Here is a 16,776-nt window from a genome sequence, read left to right as displayed (position 1 = left end):
GCCGCCGCTACTGGCAGAACTTCGAATTCAGCGCGGCCGTCACGCCCGCGTTGAAGCCCTTCTCGAAGTTCGGGTCGACAGCCTGGAGGTTCTGGTTCGCGTTCGGCTTCTTGCACAGGTCCTTCGTGGCAGCGAAGCCCTGGGTGAAGCCCTTGCGGAACTGGTCCTGGGTGTCCTTCTGTTCGGCCTGCTGGACGGTGCCGCACGGGGTCCTGCCCTTGCTCCCTTCCTTCACGGAGAACGAGCTGCCGCCCTTCTGGGCGATCAGCTTGAACGTGCCGTCCGCGTTGGTCCGGATCTGCTTGTTGCCGCTCTTGGACAACACGAGGACGTCGACGGCCGGTTTGAACCCGTTTCCCTTGACGTCCACCCGCTTGCCATCGACGGTGTTGGCCGTCACGGTACAGGTGGCGGAAGGCACCGCCGCCTGCGCCGGGGCGGCCACGAGCGCCGCCGACCCCAACGCCAGCAAGGACACCCCCACCGGGGCGACCACGGCCATTCGCATACGCCGATTCATCGTTTCTCCTCTCGTCGAGGAGACCACGGGCGGCCCGGCAGCCGAGTGTCGCCGAGCCCGGAGAGGCGGGCCCGCCGAGCGGACCTCTTCGAGCGGGATCCTGGCCCCGACCCGCACCCTCGCACGGCCGACACCGCTCCGGTGCCGACCCGGGTGATCTCACGAGATGTCTCCATCGTCCCGCCGTCCGCCCGCCGTGTCGACCGGGGCGACCCCCGGCGCAGGCGACCGCCCGGCCGGCCGACAGGCGCCCCCCGGGCGCCGGTCGCCAGGACCCCGATGCGCGTGCCGCATCCGTTCAGGCGTGGTAGAGCGCCCGCGCCCGGTCCAGGTCGACCGACCCGTCCCCGGGCAGCGCGAGGAAGTGCTCCAGCTGCCATGCCCGGGTGCGTTCGGCCTGTCGACTGGTCGGCACCGCCCACGGCGGATAGACGCGAAATCCCCGCTTCCCGCCGACGCCGTCCCGGGACACGACGTCCCGCGCGCGGAGCACGGACCACGGGAAGACGAACTGCCCGTGGTCCGCCCCGTCCCGGCTGTCGATGACGAACAGGTCGACCCCGTCGCCCGTGTCGAAGGGCCGGATCGGGCCCTCCTCGGACCGTTGCCACACGGTGACGAACTGGCCCACCTTGGTCGGTGTCGTCCTGGCGGCCCGGAACCTGACCGAGCGCCCGTTCACGCAGAGCGCGTACGCCTCGTAGTCCGCGCTCTCCTCCTCGGCGACGGGCAACGGGCAGTCGAACCCGCACGGGTCGAAGACCAGGGACTTCGCCGCGGCGAGTCCCTCCGGCACGGGGCCGGTGGCCGGGTCGTCCCAGGGCTGTGCGGGTGTTTCGCGGTGAGCGGTCATGACCCGATCCTTGCACCCGTCGGTGACACGGGCCCGGGACGGGCCTCGGCCGGGGGCGGGTCACACGGCGCAGGCCTACGCGTAGGCCCACCCTCAGCTCCCCCAGATCCCCTGAAGGTGGCTGACCAGCGCTTTCCCGGCCGGCAGGGCGATGCGGTCCCCCAGGTAGCCGTCCGGTCGCACCACGAACAGCGTCGACTCGCGGGCCCCGTAGAGCCGGGCGAACTCACCCCGGTCGTCGCGGTAGGCCGGCAGGGGGGCGTCGCCGGCCGGGACGCCGTCCGCGAGCACGGCGCAGGCAGCCGACCGGCCTGTCGGGAAGTCCGCGGCGAGGGCGGCGAGTTCGGTCATCGCGTCGGTGTCCGGGCCCGTGAGGTACAGGACGCACACGTGGTCCCGGCCCCTCAGCAGGTCGTACAGCCGCAGCGGGTAGGCGGCGATGGCCGAGGTGAGGCCGCCGCAGTCCGGTGCCCGGTCGCCCGGCTGCGGGCCGGCCGTCCCGTCGCGCTCCGTTCGTCCCACGATGGGGCTGCCGCGGTAGTCGACGAGCAGCTGGGCCTGGCGCATCATCACCGTCGCCGGGTCGCCCGGATCGGCCTGCACACCCTCGGCGGCGTGCCGCACGGTACGGTCGACGACCTCCGTGCCCACCGGCCGCCGCTCCGCGTCGTAGCTGTCCAACAGCAGCGGAGGGGCGGCGCCCCCGACGGCCAGGGCGAGTTTCCACGCCAGGTTCCACGCGTCCTGGATGCCGGTGTTCATGCCCTGCGCGCCGGTCGGCGGATGGATGTGCGCGGCGTCGCCGGCGACGAAGACCCGCCCGTCGGAGTATCGGTCGACGATCCGGTGACTGATGCGGAACACCGAGGACCACCGCATGGTCGACGCCACGGTCGGCTGCGGCGACATGCGGTCCAACACCGCCTGGATGTGGGAGAGTTCCGGCGCCCGGCCGCCCTCCAGCCCGTGCGCGATCCCGTCGCCGGTCTGCCCGGCCACGGACGAGAGCTCGGCCGGCACCGACATCGAGACGCGGTAGCGGCGGACCCCGGGAAGCGGGATGCACACCAGTACGTCGTCCACGGCGCCCCCGTCGGCACGGTGCATGGCCCGCACCCCGTAGCCGCGGGGAAGGTCCCAGTCGACCTCGACGTCGGCCAACATGTACTCCTCGGGGAACGCGCCACCCGCGAAGCCGAGCCCGAGCCCCTTGCGGACGACGCTGTGCGCCCCGTCGCAGCCCACCAGGAACCGGGAGCGGACCTCCTCCTCGGCGCCGGTCACGACGTCCACCAGTCGACTGGTGACCCCGTCGGCGTCCCGGGTGAACGACACCAGCTCCTTGTTCCGCTCGATGTCGGTCCCGAACCGGTTCAGGAACTCCTCGAGGATCCGCTCGGTCTCGTTCTGGGGGAGCGCGGCGAACCCGTACGGCACCTCGGGCGGCAGCTTCAGGTCGAGGCGTGGCTGCTCGACGCCGTTGACGTACGTGAGCTGCCCGCGCATCGGGACGGCCGCCTCCAGCACGGCGCGGACGAGGCCCGCCCGGTCCCAGAGTTCCAGGGTGCGGGGCTGGATGCCGACCGCCTTCGCGTACGGCAGCCTCGCCGGGAGCCGGTCCACGAGACGGCACCCCACCCCGCGCCGCCGCAGCTCCGCGGCCGCGGTCAGACCCACCGGGCCCGCGCCCACGACCAGTACGTCCGTGTGTCCGTCATTGTGTGCCACTGGTCACTCCCCGGCCGAGTCCCCGTAAGGAAGCAGGTCCCCTCCATGGTGGCCCGACGGTCGGACCCCGGCCACCGCTCCCGGGGCCCGTACCGTGAGCGAACCCCGGGCCCGCACGGGGGGTGCGCCCGCCCGTCAGTCGGTGTTCGTGGCGGCGGCCGCCTGACGCTGCCGCTTGCTCAAGGGAGCCAGGGTCATGTCCTGGGCGTGGGTCCTGAAGTGCTTGAAGGCGTATCCGCGCTCGGACAGCCAGGCCTCGGCGGCCAGCTCGGCGCGTGCGGTCGCGTCCGCGATGTCCTCTTCGGCCTCGCCCGACTCCAGGAAGCGGAACGTGTAGGAGTCCCGCGCCGTGATCTCGTAGGTGAGGTGTCCCTCGGGGGTGAAGCCCGCGCGCAGCAGGTCGTGCTCCGGGGCGGCGGCAAGCAGCGCCGCGCGCTGCTCGTCGGTGAGCCGGACGAAGGAGCCGCGGACGGTGATGCGGAAGGTTCGGGTGGTCATCGCGTCAGCCTAGGCGGGGGACGCTGCGGGCGCACCGGGGTTTCGGGTCCAGGGGTGGCCCAGGGAGCGGGGCACTCCGGGGATTCCCGGGGTGGGGGGGCCGCGTGGAGGGGCCACTGAACCAGTCGGGGGCCGTATGGAGGGGGACCGCCGACGCGCCCCGCCCTCCGAACCACCCCCGCACCCGTTCCGCGCGGGCCTGTCGCGGGGAACGGGACAATCGGCGCATCGGCGTCCGTTCGTCCCGGCGGCAGCCGATCCGGCCGGCCCGACCCGTCCGCAACGCCCTCGCCGATCGATCGCGGGCCGTCCTGCGACGTCGGCGCGCGATCCGCCGACACGAACGAGCCGGCCGCGCCGTGCCCGACGGATCGTCTCCGGGCGCCGGGAACTTGCCGGCGGCACCTGCGCGCCCTCGACCACCCCACATGACGCCTTGTTGAGTCATGTCGCGCTTCAGGGCGATTCGCGTACTGAACGCGCTCTCAATGTGGTTGAGGAGAATCCATGCGCATGATCCGAACGGCTCTCGCACTCGGCGCCACCGCACTCGTGGTGACGGCCGTCGGCGTGAACCCGGCCGTCGCCGCGGAGCGGTCGCCGGCCCCGAAGGCTCCCATGTACTGCACCCTCGTCGTCGACACGGGCGAGGGCGGCTGTTTCGCGACCAAGGCCGAGGCCGCCCAACTGGGCGGCCAGGCCGAGTACAAGGACCTCGGCAGGATATGGAGCGACGCCAACTCGGGCGGCAGCGAGTTCACCTTCCGCGGCAGTGTCGGTTGCAACTGGCGCTACCCGGAGTTCAACGACCTCGGCAAGTGGGGTTGGAACGACACCGTCAGCTCGGCCCAGGGCATCACCTGCCCGATCACCCTGTGGGAGCACCGGGACTTCCGGGGCGCCAGTCAGACCTACCACGGCTACAACGCGTACGTCGGTGACGGCATGAACGACAAGGCCACGTCGGTCAGTTTCGACCTGCGTTGATCCGACGGGGCCCGGCGACCCGCACCGCCGCCGGGCCCCGTTCGCGCGATGTCCGCGCCGCGTTCCGTCCGTGCAGTGCCGTTTCAGCAGTGAACTCCGCCACTCGAACAGGTGAGTTCGGGTGTGGCGCCGCGTCGTGCGGGGGGTTCTGGGGACTAGACCCATGGGTGATCACCTTTCCCGCGGGCACCCGGGGCGACGTCCCCGTGTTCCCGTGCTTTCCCTTGTCTCCGACCATGAGAAGGCCCCTCGTGAACACCACCCCGCGCCGCATCGCCGCCACGTTCGCCGTGACCGCCGCCCTCGCGTTCCTGACCGCCACACCCTCCGACGCCGCCGCCGCCCGGCGGGTCGATTCGCAGTGCGGTACCTACATCTGCGTCCACACCGCGCACCACAACCGATTCGTCCAGGACATCACCGTGCAGACCAAGGACGGGGTGTCCGGCACCCTGCGCGCCTACTGGGGCAACTACCACAGCTCCCGGGTGAACGCCGCCTCCCGGCGTTGGGAGGTCGGCTACGAGCAGGCCGGCGCGAGCCTCGTGTGCGGCGGCCTCGAACGCGACGGCCGGAGCATCGAGGACGGCATCTGCGTGACCATCTGACCGACGCGCGACCGAACCGGCTCCGGGACCGATCCCGCCGCACCGTCCTGGCGGCGGGATCGCACCCGGAAACGGCCCGCCGTCACGCCGGCGCCGCGGCGTGCTCCCGGTAGCGGCCCGGAGTCGTGCCGAACTCCCGGTTGAAGGCGTGCGAGAAGGCGTACGGAGTTCCGTACCCCACCCGGCGCGCGATGGCCGCCAACGAGTCCGGGGTGTCGCGGAGCAGGGCGGCGGCGGAGGTCAGCCGCCACCAGGTCAGGTAGGCCATCGGCGGTCGTCCCACCAGGGCGGTGAACCTGCGGGCCAGCGTGGGGCGCGAGACCCCGGCCTCGGCGGCCAGGCTCTCGTTGGTCCACGGGGCGGCCGGGTCCGCGTGCAGGGCCCGCAGCGCGACGGCCGTCACCGGGTCGCCGAGCGCCGCCGACCACACCCCCGTACCGTCCTCGACCATCCACGAGCGGATCATGTAGACGAGCAGCAGGTCGAGCAGACTGGGTACGGCGATCCCCGCGCCCGGCCGTCGGCCACCCAACTCGCCCCCCAACAAGTCGATGGCGGAGCGGAGTTCGGGATGACGGCCCACCCGGTTCGGCAGGTGCACCACGGTCGGCAGCTCCCGCATGAGGGGGTGGACCCGGCTGCGGTCCAACCGGTACTTGCCGCACAGCAACTCCACCGCCCCGGCCTCGGAGGACGGGTGGGGTGCCGGGGTGTCATCCGTCCGCCAGTCCTCGAAGGGCACCGCCCGCTCCAGGCTCGCCGCGTCGGCCCGGACGTCGGCGATGAGGTGCCCCGTGCCGTGCGGCAGCAGGACCGCGTCACCCGTTCCCAGCCGCACGCGTTCCCCGCCCTCCGGGAGCAGGAGGCACGCCCCCTCCAGGACGACGTGGAAGCCGGCGCCCTCGTAGGGAGCCAGACGGGTCGCCCAACCACCGTTCACCCGAACCCGGTTGGAGGAGGGCCGCCCCGTCCGGACGGTCGAGATCGCGTCGCTCACCACATCCATGACGCCAGCGTAGTCCGCGCATCAGCGGTGAGAGTCCCGCGTATCCACATGAGCGCGAAGAGCATTGAGCGGCTCACCGAGCACTCCTAGAATCGTGATCATGAAGAGTGAGAGCGAGCAGGGCATCGTACTGGGCGACGTCGAGGTCATCCGGGTCGTCGAATGGCAAGGGGCCTTCGCGTCCGCCCTCGACGTCGTCCCGGACTCCGGGACCGAGGTGTGGAAGGAGAACGCGCACTGGCTGTCCCCGGACCACTGGGACCCGCGGACCGACCGGGTCACGGTCGCGCTCCAGACCTGGGTCCTGCGCAGCGCCGGACGGACCATCCTGGTCGACACCGGCGTGGGAAGCATGCGCGAGCGACCCGGCGCGCCCGCGTTCCACCACCGGCAGGACGACTTCCTCGGCGCACTGGCCCGGGCCGGTGTCCGGCCGCAGGACGTGGACCTCGTCGTCAACACCCACGTGCACGCCGACCACGTGGGCGGCAACACCGTCGACGCCGCGGGGGAGTGGGCCCCGGCCTTCCCCAACGCGCGGTACCTCGTCCCGGCGGCCGACGACTTCCACTTCGGCCCCGACAACGGGTACGCCCGGGGTCTGCGGGCGGACGACCGGCTCATCTACGAGGACAGCATCGCGCCCCTCCACCGGTCGGGCCAGGTCGTCCTCTGGGAAGGCTCCCACCGCATCGACGAGAACCTCGTGCTGGAGCCCGCGCCCGGTCACACCCCCGGCTCCTCCGTCCTGCGGCTGACCTCGGGAGGGGACAGGGCGGTCTTCGTCGGGGACCTCCTGCACAGCCCCGTGCAGATCCTGGAACCCTCCTGGAACAGCTGCTTCTGCATGGACGCCGGGCAGGCCGCGGCCAGCCGCCGCCGGATCCTCGAACGAGCCGCGGACCGGAACGAGTTGGTCGTGCCCGCCCACTTCGGCGGTGGTGGCGCGGTGGAGGTGCGACGCCAGGGCGCCGGGTTCACCCTGGGCGCGTGGGCGGATTTCGAGTGAGGCCGCCGGCGGGTGCCGGCCGGTGTTGTCAGTCCCCGGACCTAGCGTTTCGCCCATGACCCTCCCGATGAACGACGTCCTCGACGCGGTGCGCGCAGGTCGCACCGAGCGCCTCCCCGCACTGCTGGGGCCCCTCACCCCGGCCGAGCGCCGTACCGTCCTCGGCGAACTCACCGCGTTGCGTCGGGAGGTCCGGGGATGGGGCTGGGACCGGGGCTCCGAGCGCGACCGGATTCGCGGCGGACTGCTCGTCGCGGGAGCCGGCTGCCACACCGGAGCCGCCGCCGCGGCTGCCTGGATCGGCTCCCGGGAGCTGCGCGACTGGCGGGAGCTCCCCGCCGCGCTGATCCTCGAACTGCTCGCCGACCGGGACCCGGGGTGGCTGGGCGACCTCGCCCACCGCCTCGCGGCCCGCGCCGCGACGGCCGAGGCCGACTACCCGCTGATCCGGGAACTGATCCGGCTCGCCGGCTGCCCCGTCCCCACCACCGACGCGTTCGTGTCCGGCTGGGTCCGGTCCCTGGTGCCACAGGGACCGGGCGGCACCCGCCTCCCGCTGTCGGCGGCCCTGCGCCGGGATCCGTTCGTGCGCGACCTCGTGCCCCGCCTCTTCGAGACGGCCGAGCCCCCCAACGCCCTGCTCTGGTACTCCCACCCGCGGTCCCCGAACCACTGGCCGACCGAGCTGGCCGCCCTGGCGGAGGAGGGAATCGTCGAGCGCCGGGAGCTGATCGACGGATGCGTCTCGCGGCTCCTGCGCGGCGGCCGCCCGAACCAACTGCGCTTCTACCTGGCCCTCCTGGAACGACTCGCCCTCACCCCGGACGAGGAACGCACCCGGACCGCAGACTGGATCGCCATGGCCGCCGACGGGCCGTCCGCCCTCGCCGGACACGCGCAGCAGGTGCTCGCGCGCGTGACCGTGGCGGGCGAACTGCCGGCCGAGAGGCTCGCGGAGATGTCGGCCGCGGTGCTCTTCCGCCCGGAGAAGAAGCTGGCCCGTGCCCAACTCATCCTGCTGGGGAAGGCACTGCGCCGCGCGCCCGACGACCGCCACCGGCTGCTGCCGGCCGTCGCCCACGCCTTCGGGCACGAGGACACCTCCCTCCAGGAGCGGGCGCTCGGGCTCGTCGCCGCGCACCTGCGCCCGCACGACGACGAACTCCGTGCCGAACTCGCCTCGCACAGCGCACTGTTGAGCCCCGGCAACCGGCTCGTCGCCGCAGGACACCTCGGGGTCGCCGCGGCGGCCGAGGAGGAGCCGTACGAGGAGATCCTGCCCCCGCCGCCCGTCCGTCGCCGCGCGTCGGCCACCGGGCGGACCGTCGCCGAGACCGTCGAGCTGGTCGCCGCGCTGATCGGCTCCCGAAGGCCGGACGCCGCCGAGTTCGAGACGGCGTTGGACGGTCTCGTCCGCCACGCCCACCGGGACCGGGCGGCCCTGGTCGAGGCTCTCGCACCGGTCCTGGCCGGCCGCGGTGCGCCGTCCAACCTGAGGGTCGAGGAGGGCGGCCCGCACGGGGTGGAGTTGGTGGCCGCGGCGGTCCTGGGGCGGTTCACCCCGGAGGAACTGCTGCCGGGCACGCGCCCGCAGTCCCGCGGGTTCCACGACCCCTGCGTGCACGCCGCCCGACTCAGGGAGGTCGCCCACCGCATGGTGACCGCCCCCCTGCCGTTCCTGCTCGCCACGCCCACCTGGGAGACCGGAACGATCGAACCGGACGAACTGGTGAAGCGGCTCGGCGCGTACCGCCGGCTTGGCTTGGAGCCCGCGGAGGCCGACTTCGCCCAGGCGCTGCTCCGGGTCCGCCGCGACCCCGCCGTCGCGGCGGCCGCGACCGCCCTCGGAACCCGTCCCGGCGAGCGCCTCGCCGCATGGCTCACCACTGCCGGCGAGCCCCCGAGGCTGCTGCGCCGCACGCAGGGACCCGACCCCAAGGCCGCCCACCCCTGGTGGGGACGGACGTGCGGGGCGGTGCGCAGGATCGTCATCGACACCCGCGAACGACTCGTCCTGCAGAAGGAGTTCCCGCCCGCGTTCCGCAGGCTCGGTCGCCCGGTCGACGACCACGGACGCCGCTGTTGGCACTGGCACGGCGACACGCAGGCGGAGCGCATGGTGCTGCCGGAGGACCGCGAGACCCAGGCCGCCTGGCTGCTCCCCGACCTCACGGCCGGCGCCACCGGCGAGGAACGCGGCCCCGGCGCGCTGCTCCCGGGCCTCGCCGAGCTGGGCGGCCCGGCCGGCCCCGTACTGCACCTCGCCGTGGCCACCGGACTCGGCTCCCGCCATGCCGAGGACCGGCTCGGGGCCGTCGACGCCCTGCTCGTCCTCGCGGCGCGGGGTGAGTTGGACGTCCCGCTGATGGGCCGGGACCTGGCCGAACTCGTCGGCCTGGGGACCGTGAAGGCGAACCGGCTCGCCGACTCCGCGCGCACGGCCGCCGCGACCGGTGCGTACGCCACCACCTGGACCCTGCTCGCGGGGGCGATCCCCGCCCTCCTGGCGCAGGATCCGGCCCCGCCCGGCACCGGCGAACTGCTGGCCGTCGCCGCCGACTGCGTGGAACGCTGCAAGGTGGCCTCCCCGGACCCCGAGGGTCTGGCCGCGCAGGCCTCCCGCCCCGGTTCCTCCCGGCTGGTCGCGCAGGCCCGTCGCCTGCGCACGGCCCTGGCCGTGGCCGCCGCGTAGGCGACCTTCGTACGGGGGCACAGGGGGACTCTCTCGACCGATGGGCCATATGAAGCTATCTTCATTGGCACCATGTTGCTGAGGCTGAACATCTCCGACAGTCGCCCCCTGCACGAACAGGTGGCGGGCGCGATCCGGCGGGCCGTCGCCGAGGGCGAGTGCGCCCCGGGGGATCGGCTCCCGCCGGCGCGCGAGCTCGCGCAGGCGCTCGGGGTCAACGCGAACACCGTCCTGCGCGGCCTGCGATCCCTGCGCGACGAAGGGGTGTTGGAGTTCCGGCGCGGCCGCGGGGTGACCGTGGCCGCCGGCGCGGACCACCGCTCCGCGCTGGTGGATCGGGTCCGTGAACTCGTGCTGGAGGCGGCCCGGTTGGGGTACGGCAAGGCCGAACTCACCCAGATGATCAGGGAGGTCCCGTGAAAGACCACAAGGGCCACGAAGACCGCGAGGGCCACGAGGACCGCGAGGGCCGTGAGGTTCGCGCGGCGGGCGCCACCCGCCCCGGCCGCGGCAGGGCCACCTCCTGGGGCGTCGCCGCCTGGGCCTCGGGCGTCGGAATCCTGCTGGTGGCCATGCCACTGGCCGCCCGGGGACGACTTCCGGACCGGCTCGCCACGCACTGGGGCGCCGGCGCGGCGCCCGACGGTTCGCTGCCGCTGTGGGCGGCGGCCGCGTTACCGGCGGTGGCCTGGGCGTTGCTCGTGTCGGCGGTGGCGCTCGCCTCCCGCCGGGGATCGGGGGTACGGGGATGGGCCGGAGCGACGCTGCTCTCGGTGGGGGTGGGCCTGATCGGGGCCCAGGCGGTGATCGTGCGGGCCAACCTGGACCGATCGGACTGGCATCAGGCGCGGTCCGCGACGCTCTGGTTCGTCGTCGTGATCGCAGGAGCCGTGACGGCGGCCCTCATCGGGGTGCTGCTCGACCGTCGTGCGACAGCCTCGGCGCCGCCCGTGCCGGTGACACCCGGCGACCCCGCTCTGGAGATCCCCGAGGGGGAACGTTTCGTCTGGCTCTCGCGGGTGACGAACCCCTGGTTCCAACTCAGCGCCGCCGCCGGCGGCCTGGTGGCCGTCGCGGGTGCGCTCGCCGGGGCGGCGGGTCTGGTCGGCAACCCGTGGCCGCTGATCGCCCCGTTCGCCTTCGTCTCGGTCGGGATGACGGCCTTCTCCACCGTGCGGGCCCGGGTCACCGAAAGGGGGCTGGAGGTCGGCTTCGGTCCGCTGGGGTGGCCGACGAGACGCTGGGCCGTCGGCGACATCGAATCGGCACGCGTCGAACGACGCACCCCCGCCCAGGTGGGCGGATGGGGGTACCGGCTCAGTGGGCTGGGCACGACGGTGATGCTGCGCGCCGGCGATTGCCTCGTCGTCCGGGCCCGCGGCAAGGACTTCGCGGTCAGTGTCGACGACGCCGGCCGGGCCGCCGCCCTCCTGAACTCGTCCCGCGTACGCACCTGACCGGCCCGACCGGCCGGCGCCCCTACCGCGCGTCGGTGGCAGGGCGCTCCTCGGGGAGGTGCGGCCCCCGCTCCCAGGTGTCCGTCAGCGCGTGGGAGGCGAGCCGGCACACGGCCCGTTGCTCGTCGGGGGCCAGCCCGAGACGGTTGAAGAGCAGATGCAGGTGCGAGGCCCAGAGCGAGGCGCGTACGGCGGTCCACACCGAGGCGCGGCCCGCCGCCCACACGGCCGAACCGTCCGCGCCGTCGTCCTCGGCCGCACGCCCGGCCGCCTCCTCCAGGCGGGCGTCGGCCTCCCGCAGCCCCGCCGCCCAACGGGCCACCGGCCCGACGCCGACGCCGTTCGCCACCCCGTGCCGGACGGCGTCGGCGCGCCGCATCAGTTCCTCGCGACCGGGTCCGCCGCCCGGGTCGACGCGAGGGGAGGGCACGGGGGCCGGGGTGTGCAGCACGTCCTCGGACCAACGCCACCCGGTCGTCTGCCACCGCAACCACCGCGCCGCCTCGTAGCGGTCCATCCCGAGCGCCGCCGCCGTGGCCTGCGCGAGGTCCCCCGCCAGGGCGAGGCGCTCGCCGCCGCGTCCGGTGCGCGCGAGCCCGTCCAGGGCCACCCGGGTGGACAGTGCGAAGACGTCCTCCGTCACGGGCAGGGCGGTCGGACCGCCGAATCGTTCGGTGTCGGGTACGTACGGCGCCTCGTGGATCTCCGCTCCCTCGCCGAGACGTTCCTTCACGAGGAGCGTCGTCTCGGCGTACAGCGCCGCCACCCCGGCCGGGGTGAGGTCGCGAACCCGGACGCGCAGGTGGGGGCCGTCCACGTCGACGTGACGGAGGTAGAACCACGAGGTCGCCCTGCGGTCGGAGACCAGCCCGTCCAGCAGCGGGGCGAGATCCTCGACGAGGAACGCGTCGGTGTCCTCACCGGTCGGGCGGGCGAAGCGGGGGAAGAGGTGCAGGCTGAACCAGCGTCCGCCGGTCGCGTCGATTGCCTCGGTCACTTCGGCTCCTCTGGGGAAGAAGGGGCGGGGGCGGGGCGGGAGTTCGTCATGGGGGCGGCGCACGGGTGGGGCTCGGGTGGGGGCGATCCGGTGGGGGACGGATCGGGCCGCCGGCCGCGGGCGAACGGCGTGATCACCACCGTAACCGCATGCCGGGGCACGGCCGAGAGGGCGGTGTCCGGAAGTCAGTCACACTCCGGCGCGGATCGAGGGAGCCGGTGGGGCCGGTGCGGCCGAAGGGCCCCGCGCACGCGACGCGGCCCCGCGCCCGCACGGACTCGCGGGGAGGGGGAGGTGCGAGCAGGCGGGTGTGCGCGTCGTGTGGCGCGACGATGCCGGCGGGGGACGTCGGCGCGGGTGCCGAGGGTTTCGGCCTCGCCCCGCTTCGGCCGCCGGGTCGGGTCCACGCGACCCGACCGGTACACGAGGGGGCGCCCTTCACCGGGGCGTGCGCGCCGGGCCCGTCGGCGTCGGGTACGGCGGGGTCCGTCAGGCACACAACGAGCCCGAGCCGGCGCACGATTGGCGTGGTCCCGGCTCGTCCACCACGGCCGTGATCACGTGACGGTCCTGCCGGAGTGCGGTCCGCCGTGAGACACCCGGCTCTCGGGACGGCTCGCTCGCGTACGGGCGCGGCCGGCGGGTGCGCCCGCAGGGGGGGCGCCAGGCCGGCCCTCAGCCGGATCCGGGGGCTTCCGGGCCCGCTCCGATCCGCCGGAGCGCGCGCCCCTCGGCGGCTATCGCCTGCGCGATCCCGCGCCGCCGCTCACGACGAGGGCGTCGGTGATGAGGCGGACCCCGCGGGCGAGGCGGCCCAACTGTTCGAGCTCGACCGCGTACATCCGGATCGTGTTCTCGATGACGGACTCCGCCACACCCATCGCGGGCAGTTCGGCGCGACTCGTCTCGAGCGCCACCCGCACCGCGCGCATCTCGTGCTGGAGCTGGAGCTGGGCGTGCCGGGTGAGGAGTACCGGATGACGTGTCAGCGTCGAGTAACCCGCGTACCGGGCCGGGAGCAGGTCGCGCAGCCAGCGCGTCGCGGTGCGTTCCCAGTCGTGGCTCCCGGGGGCCTTGACCTGACAGGGCCAGTCCGGGCTGAGGGCGGTGGAGGCCAGTTGAGGCATTCTCGTCGCTTCCGAGTGGTGTCGAACTCTGATCGAGAGGTTGCTGGGCGGCCTCGACCCAGGGGTTGATCGAGGCCGCCATGGCGGTCTTCGGGATCCGAAAGCCCGGATCGAACACTCGGAAGCGGACTGAGGAGGCAGCGCGCGCGGCTGAGTGTTCTTTCTGGGACGGCGTGGGGACGCCCTCCTTGGCATCTGGTGGATCCCGGCCGCGCCTCAGTAAACATATATACCGTTGAGTAAGCAAGCGTATGAAAAATTACATGCGCCCCGAGGGTATGTGGGCGCCCCGGGGTATGTCGTTCCGGGGTGGGGCTAGAGAAAGAATCCGTGCAGGTCGGCGACCTGCTCGTACCCTTCGAGGCGGGCCTGTGTCCGCTCGGGATCCGCATCCGCCATGGCCTGCAACAGCGCCGCGGACAGGACGTTCGGCGCCGCGTACGAGTCGAACACGAGCCGTGACCCGGTGGCGGCGGTCAGCGCCACGTCGGCCTCGTCCACCAGGGGCCCCAGCGTCGGATCGGTGATCAGCGCGATGCGCAGTCCGGCACTGCGGGCCGCTCGCATCGCGGCGAGGGTCTCCTTGGCGTGCCGGGGCATGGCGAAGGCCAGCACCCACGTCCCACCGGCGGCCCGGGACTGGAGCAGCGCGTCGTAGGCGACGCTGCCGCCGCCGGTCACCAGCCGGACGTCGGGGTGGATCCGCCGGGCCGCGTACGCGAAGTACTCCGCCAGCGACACCGAGATCCGCAGGCCGAGGACCGTCAGGGGGACCGAGAGGGCCAGATCGCGGCCGATGGTCAGCACCTGATCGGTGTCGGCGAGCAGGCGCCGCACGTTCTCCAGGTTCTCGATCTCCGCGTCCACGGCGGCCTGCAGTTCGTTCTGTCTTATCTGCTCGCGGCTCTCGGGGAAGCCGGCGACCGCGCTCAGCGCGATCGGCTGGAGGATGTCCCGCAGCGCCGGATATCCGCTGTACCCCAGGGAGGTCGCGAATCGGGTCACGGACGGCTGGCTGACGCCGACGCGTTCCGCCAGTTCGGTGATGGACAGGAACGCGGCCTCGGTCAGGTGGTCGATCAGGTACTGGGCGATCCGTCGCTGGCCGGGGGAGAGCCGGCGCCCGTCGAAGAGCGCGCGCACCCGCTCGCCGGGGACGCGCTCGTGGTCCGAGGGCTGTCCGCTCGGCGTGATCGCGGCCGCCTGTGCGCGTGCCTGCTGCCCCGATGACACCGGCGGGCCTCCTTCTCATGTCACTCTTGATCAAACATAGCTCACTCATGGTGGTGGACCGGTCGGTGGTCCGCCGACGGATGGGCCCCGCCGTTCCATGGTGGCGCGCCGACGCCCTGCCGTGGACCGTACCCGGCGGTCACTTCCGAGAGTCACCGCTCCAGGGGGTGCGCGGGGGCGACGGCGGTCGCGATCCGCTCGGCGGCGGTGTGGGCCGTGTTCGAGAGGGTCTGCGTCACCCAGCCGTTCTGCACGACCACCCCGAGCCCCGCCCGTCGCGTCGGCGAACCGGCCATTCGGCGGCGTGACACGGCGTTCCGGGGTGCGTCGAGGGGTGGCCTTCGGCCGGACCGGCGGGGATCATGAAGGGGCGCCGGGCCGCCGGCTCCGCGCCCGCCTCGACTCCAGGGGGAATGTGTGTCCGTCGTGCCGAGCCACGCGTCCGGGTCCGCCGAAGTGCCCTTGCTGGACGACACGATCAGGGAGAACCTGGACCGCGCCGTGCGGTCCTTCCCCGAACGTGACGCCCTCGTCGACATGGCCGCCGGGCGCAGATGGACGTACGCCGAACTGGCCGCCGACGTCGACGCCCTCGCGCTGGGCCTCCTCGACCAGGGCATCGTCAAGGGCGACCGGGTCGGGATCTGGGCCCCGAACCGGGCCGAGTGGACCCTGGTGCAGTACGCCACGGCCACGATCGGAGCCGTCCTCGTCACCGTCAACCCGGCCTACCGCGCGCACGAGCTGGAGTACGTGCTCGGGCAGTCCGGGATCCGCATGCTGGTCGCGGCCGAACGCTTCAAGGCCTCCGACTACGCCGGGATGATCGAGGAAGTCCGGCCGCGCTGCCCCGACCTGGAGTTCGTGGTCCTGTTGGACGGCCCGCGATGGGACTCCCTGCTGGAGCGCGGACGACAGGCCGATCCCGCCGAACTCGTGCGCGCACAGGCCGGGTTGAGCCCCGACGATCCGGTCAACATCCAGTACACCTCGGGGACCACCGGTTTCCCCAAGGGGGCGACGCTCTCCCACCGCAACATCCTGAACAACGGCTTCTTCGTGGGCGAGACCTGTCACTACACCGAGTTGGACCGGGTCTGCATCCCCGTGCCGTTCTACCACTGTTTCGGGATGGTGATGGGTGCCCTGGCCTGCACCAGTCACGGAGCCGCGATGATCATCCCCGCGCCGTCCTTCGAACCCGGCGCGACCCTCGCCGCGGTCGAGGCGGAGGCGTGCACCTCCCTGTACGGCGTCCCCACCATGTTCATCGCCGAACTGACCCACCCCGACTTCGACTCCTACGACCTCTCCAGTCTGCGGACCGGGATCATGGCGGGTTCGCCCTGCCCGGTCGAGGTCATGAAGGAGGTCATCGACCGGATGGGCATGGCCGAGGTGTCGATCTGCTACGGGATGACCGAGACCTCCCCGGTCTCCACCCAGACCCGCGTGGACGACTCCATCGAACACCGGGTGTCCACCGTGGGCCGGGTCGGCCCGCACCTGGAGGTCAAGGTGGTCGACCCCGACAGCGGCCGGACCGTGCCGCGCGGGGAACAGGGGGAGCTGTGCACCCGCGGCTACTCGGTGATGCTCGGCTACTGGGCGCAGCCGGACCGGACCGCCGAGGTCGTCGACGAGGCGGGCTGGATGCGCACGGGCGACCTCGCGGTCATGGACGACGACGGCTACCTGGCCATCACGGGCCGGATCAAGGACATGGTGATCCGGGGCGGCGAGAACCTCTACCCCCGGGAGATCGAGGAGTTCCTCCATGCCCACCCGGACATCCTGGACGTCCAGGTCATCGGCGTGCCCGACCCGAAGTACGGCGAGGAGCTGATGGCCTGGGTGCGGATGCGCGAGGGCGTCGAGCCGCTCACCGCCGACGCCGTCCGCGCGTACTGTGACGGCCGGTTGGCCCGGTTCAAGATCCCGCGCTACGTCCACGTGGTGGAGGAGTTCCCCATGACGGTCACCGGGAAGATCCGGAAGATCGAGATGAGGGAGATGGCCGTGCGCCTGCTGGCCCCGCCGCCGGACGCGCGGGCGTAGCGA

At 73.1% G+C, this 16,776-nt stretch carries 16 protein-coding genes; 7 read left to right on the top strand and 9 right to left on the bottom strand.

Annotated features, from left to right (window positions below; all coding sequences use genetic code 11):
* Positions 1 to 7: 7 nt before the first annotated feature.
* The 4 genes from OHA84_RS04840 to OHA84_RS04825 form a co-directional block, all read right to left on the bottom strand.
* Positions 8 to 520 (bottom strand): hypothetical protein, encoded by a 513-nt coding sequence (locus OHA84_RS04840; protein ID WP_159041488.1) that lies wholly within the window; start codon positions 518 to 520, stop codon positions 8 to 10.
* Positions 521 to 818: 298 nt separating this feature from the next.
* Positions 819 to 1,373, bottom strand: coding sequence for a MepB family protein (locus OHA84_RS04835; RefSeq protein WP_266973144.1), 555 nt, complete (start codon positions 1,371 to 1,373; stop codon positions 819 to 821).
* Between the two features lie 93 nt (positions 1,374 to 1,466).
* On the bottom strand, positions 1,467 to 3,101 hold the full coding sequence (locus OHA84_RS04830; protein WP_266973146.1) for an FAD-dependent monooxygenase: 1,635 nt from the start codon (positions 3,099 to 3,101) through the stop codon (positions 1,467 to 1,469).
* 135 nt (positions 3,102 to 3,236) lie between these two features.
* A complete protein-coding gene (locus OHA84_RS04825; protein ID WP_266973148.1) occupies positions 3,237 to 3,599 on the bottom strand; it encodes a DUF6204 family protein in 363 nt (120 codons plus the stop codon).
* A gap of 507 nt (positions 3,600 to 4,106) precedes the next feature.
* On the opposite strand from OHA84_RS04825, the gene OHA84_RS04820 reads away from it, so the two are divergent.
* Both OHA84_RS04820 and OHA84_RS04815 read left to right on the top strand, forming a co-directional pair.
* Positions 4,107 to 4,586 carry a hypothetical protein gene (locus OHA84_RS04820; RefSeq protein WP_266973150.1) on the top strand — a complete coding sequence of 160 codons (480 nt, stop codon included), beginning with the start codon at positions 4,107 to 4,109 and terminating at the stop codon, positions 4,584 to 4,586.
* A gap of 251 nt (positions 4,587 to 4,837) precedes the next feature.
* Complete coding sequence (locus OHA84_RS04815) at positions 4,838 to 5,194, top strand: hypothetical protein (protein ID WP_053680631.1); 357 nt, start codon at positions 4,838 to 4,840, stop codon at positions 5,192 to 5,194.
* Positions 5,195 to 5,276: 82 nt separating this feature from the next.
* Here the strand turns inward: OHA84_RS04815 and OHA84_RS04810 are convergent, their stop codons facing one another.
* Complete coding sequence (locus OHA84_RS04810) at positions 5,277 to 6,200, bottom strand: AraC family transcriptional regulator (RefSeq protein WP_053680629.1); 924 nt, start codon at positions 6,198 to 6,200, stop codon at positions 5,277 to 5,279.
* Positions 6,201 to 6,300: 100 nt separating this feature from the next.
* On the opposite strand from OHA84_RS04810, the gene OHA84_RS04805 reads away from it, so the two are divergent.
* The 4 genes from OHA84_RS04805 to OHA84_RS04790 all read left to right on the top strand — a co-directional run bounded on the left by OHA84_RS04805 (position 6,301) and on the right by OHA84_RS04790 (position 11,358).
* Positions 6,301 to 7,209 carry an MBL fold metallo-hydrolase gene (locus OHA84_RS04805; protein ID WP_266973153.1) on the top strand — a complete coding sequence of 303 codons (909 nt, stop codon included), beginning with the start codon at positions 6,301 to 6,303 and terminating at the stop codon, positions 7,207 to 7,209.
* Positions 7,210 to 7,264: 55 nt separating this feature from the next.
* Positions 7,265 to 9,901 carry a DUF6493 family protein gene (locus tag OHA84_RS04800; RefSeq protein WP_266973155.1) on the top strand — a complete coding sequence of 879 codons (2,637 nt, stop codon included), beginning with the start codon at positions 7,265 to 7,267 and terminating at the stop codon, positions 9,899 to 9,901.
* Positions 9,902 to 9,973: 72 nt separating this feature from the next.
* Positions 9,974 to 10,321 carry a GntR family transcriptional regulator gene (locus OHA84_RS04795; protein WP_053680625.1) on the top strand — a complete coding sequence of 116 codons (348 nt, stop codon included), beginning with the start codon at positions 9,974 to 9,976 and terminating at the stop codon, positions 10,319 to 10,321.
* Positions 10,318 to 11,358: a DUF1648 domain-containing protein gene (locus OHA84_RS04790; protein ID WP_266973158.1), complete on the top strand. Its 1,041-nt coding sequence runs from the start codon at positions 10,318 to 10,320 to the stop codon at positions 11,356 to 11,358. Before OHA84_RS04795 ends, OHA84_RS04790 begins: the two co-directional genes overlap by 4 nt.
* A gap of 22 nt (positions 11,359 to 11,380) precedes the next feature.
* Here OHA84_RS04790 and OHA84_RS04785 read toward each other — a convergent pair whose 3' ends face one another.
* From OHA84_RS04785 to OHA84_RS04770, 4 genes are all read right to left on the bottom strand, one after another.
* Positions 11,381 to 12,355 carry a thiopeptide-type bacteriocin biosynthesis protein gene (locus OHA84_RS04785; protein WP_053680623.1) on the bottom strand — a complete coding sequence of 325 codons (975 nt, stop codon included), beginning with the start codon at positions 12,353 to 12,355 and terminating at the stop codon, positions 11,381 to 11,383.
* Between the two features lie 737 nt (positions 12,356 to 13,092).
* Entirely contained in the window at positions 13,093 to 13,482 is a 390-nt protein-coding gene (locus OHA84_RS04780) for a hypothetical protein (protein ID WP_053682477.1), read from the bottom strand.
* Positions 13,483 to 13,797: 315 nt separating this feature from the next.
* Complete coding sequence (locus OHA84_RS04775) at positions 13,798 to 14,715, bottom strand: MurR/RpiR family transcriptional regulator (protein ID WP_053682476.1); 918 nt, start codon at positions 14,713 to 14,715, stop codon at positions 13,798 to 13,800.
* Positions 14,716 to 14,867: 152 nt separating this feature from the next.
* A complete protein-coding gene (locus OHA84_RS04770; RefSeq protein WP_266973164.1) occupies positions 14,868 to 15,026 on the bottom strand; it encodes a hypothetical protein in 159 nt (52 codons plus the stop codon).
* A 106-nt stretch (positions 15,027 to 15,132) separates the two neighbouring features.
* Between OHA84_RS04770 and OHA84_RS04765 the strand changes: the two genes are divergently transcribed.
* Positions 15,133 to 16,773 (top strand): AMP-binding protein, encoded by a 1,641-nt coding sequence (locus tag OHA84_RS04765; protein ID WP_266973166.1) that lies wholly within the window; start codon positions 15,133 to 15,135, stop codon positions 16,771 to 16,773.
* Positions 16,774 to 16,776 lie beyond the last annotated feature (3 nt).

Source organism: Streptomyces sp. NBC_00513 (assembly GCF_041431415.1).
In the GTDB taxonomy this organism is placed as follows: Bacteria; Actinomycetota; Actinomycetes; order Streptomycetales; family Streptomycetaceae; genus Streptomyces.
This window is presented reverse-complemented; position numbering and strand designations above follow the sequence as displayed.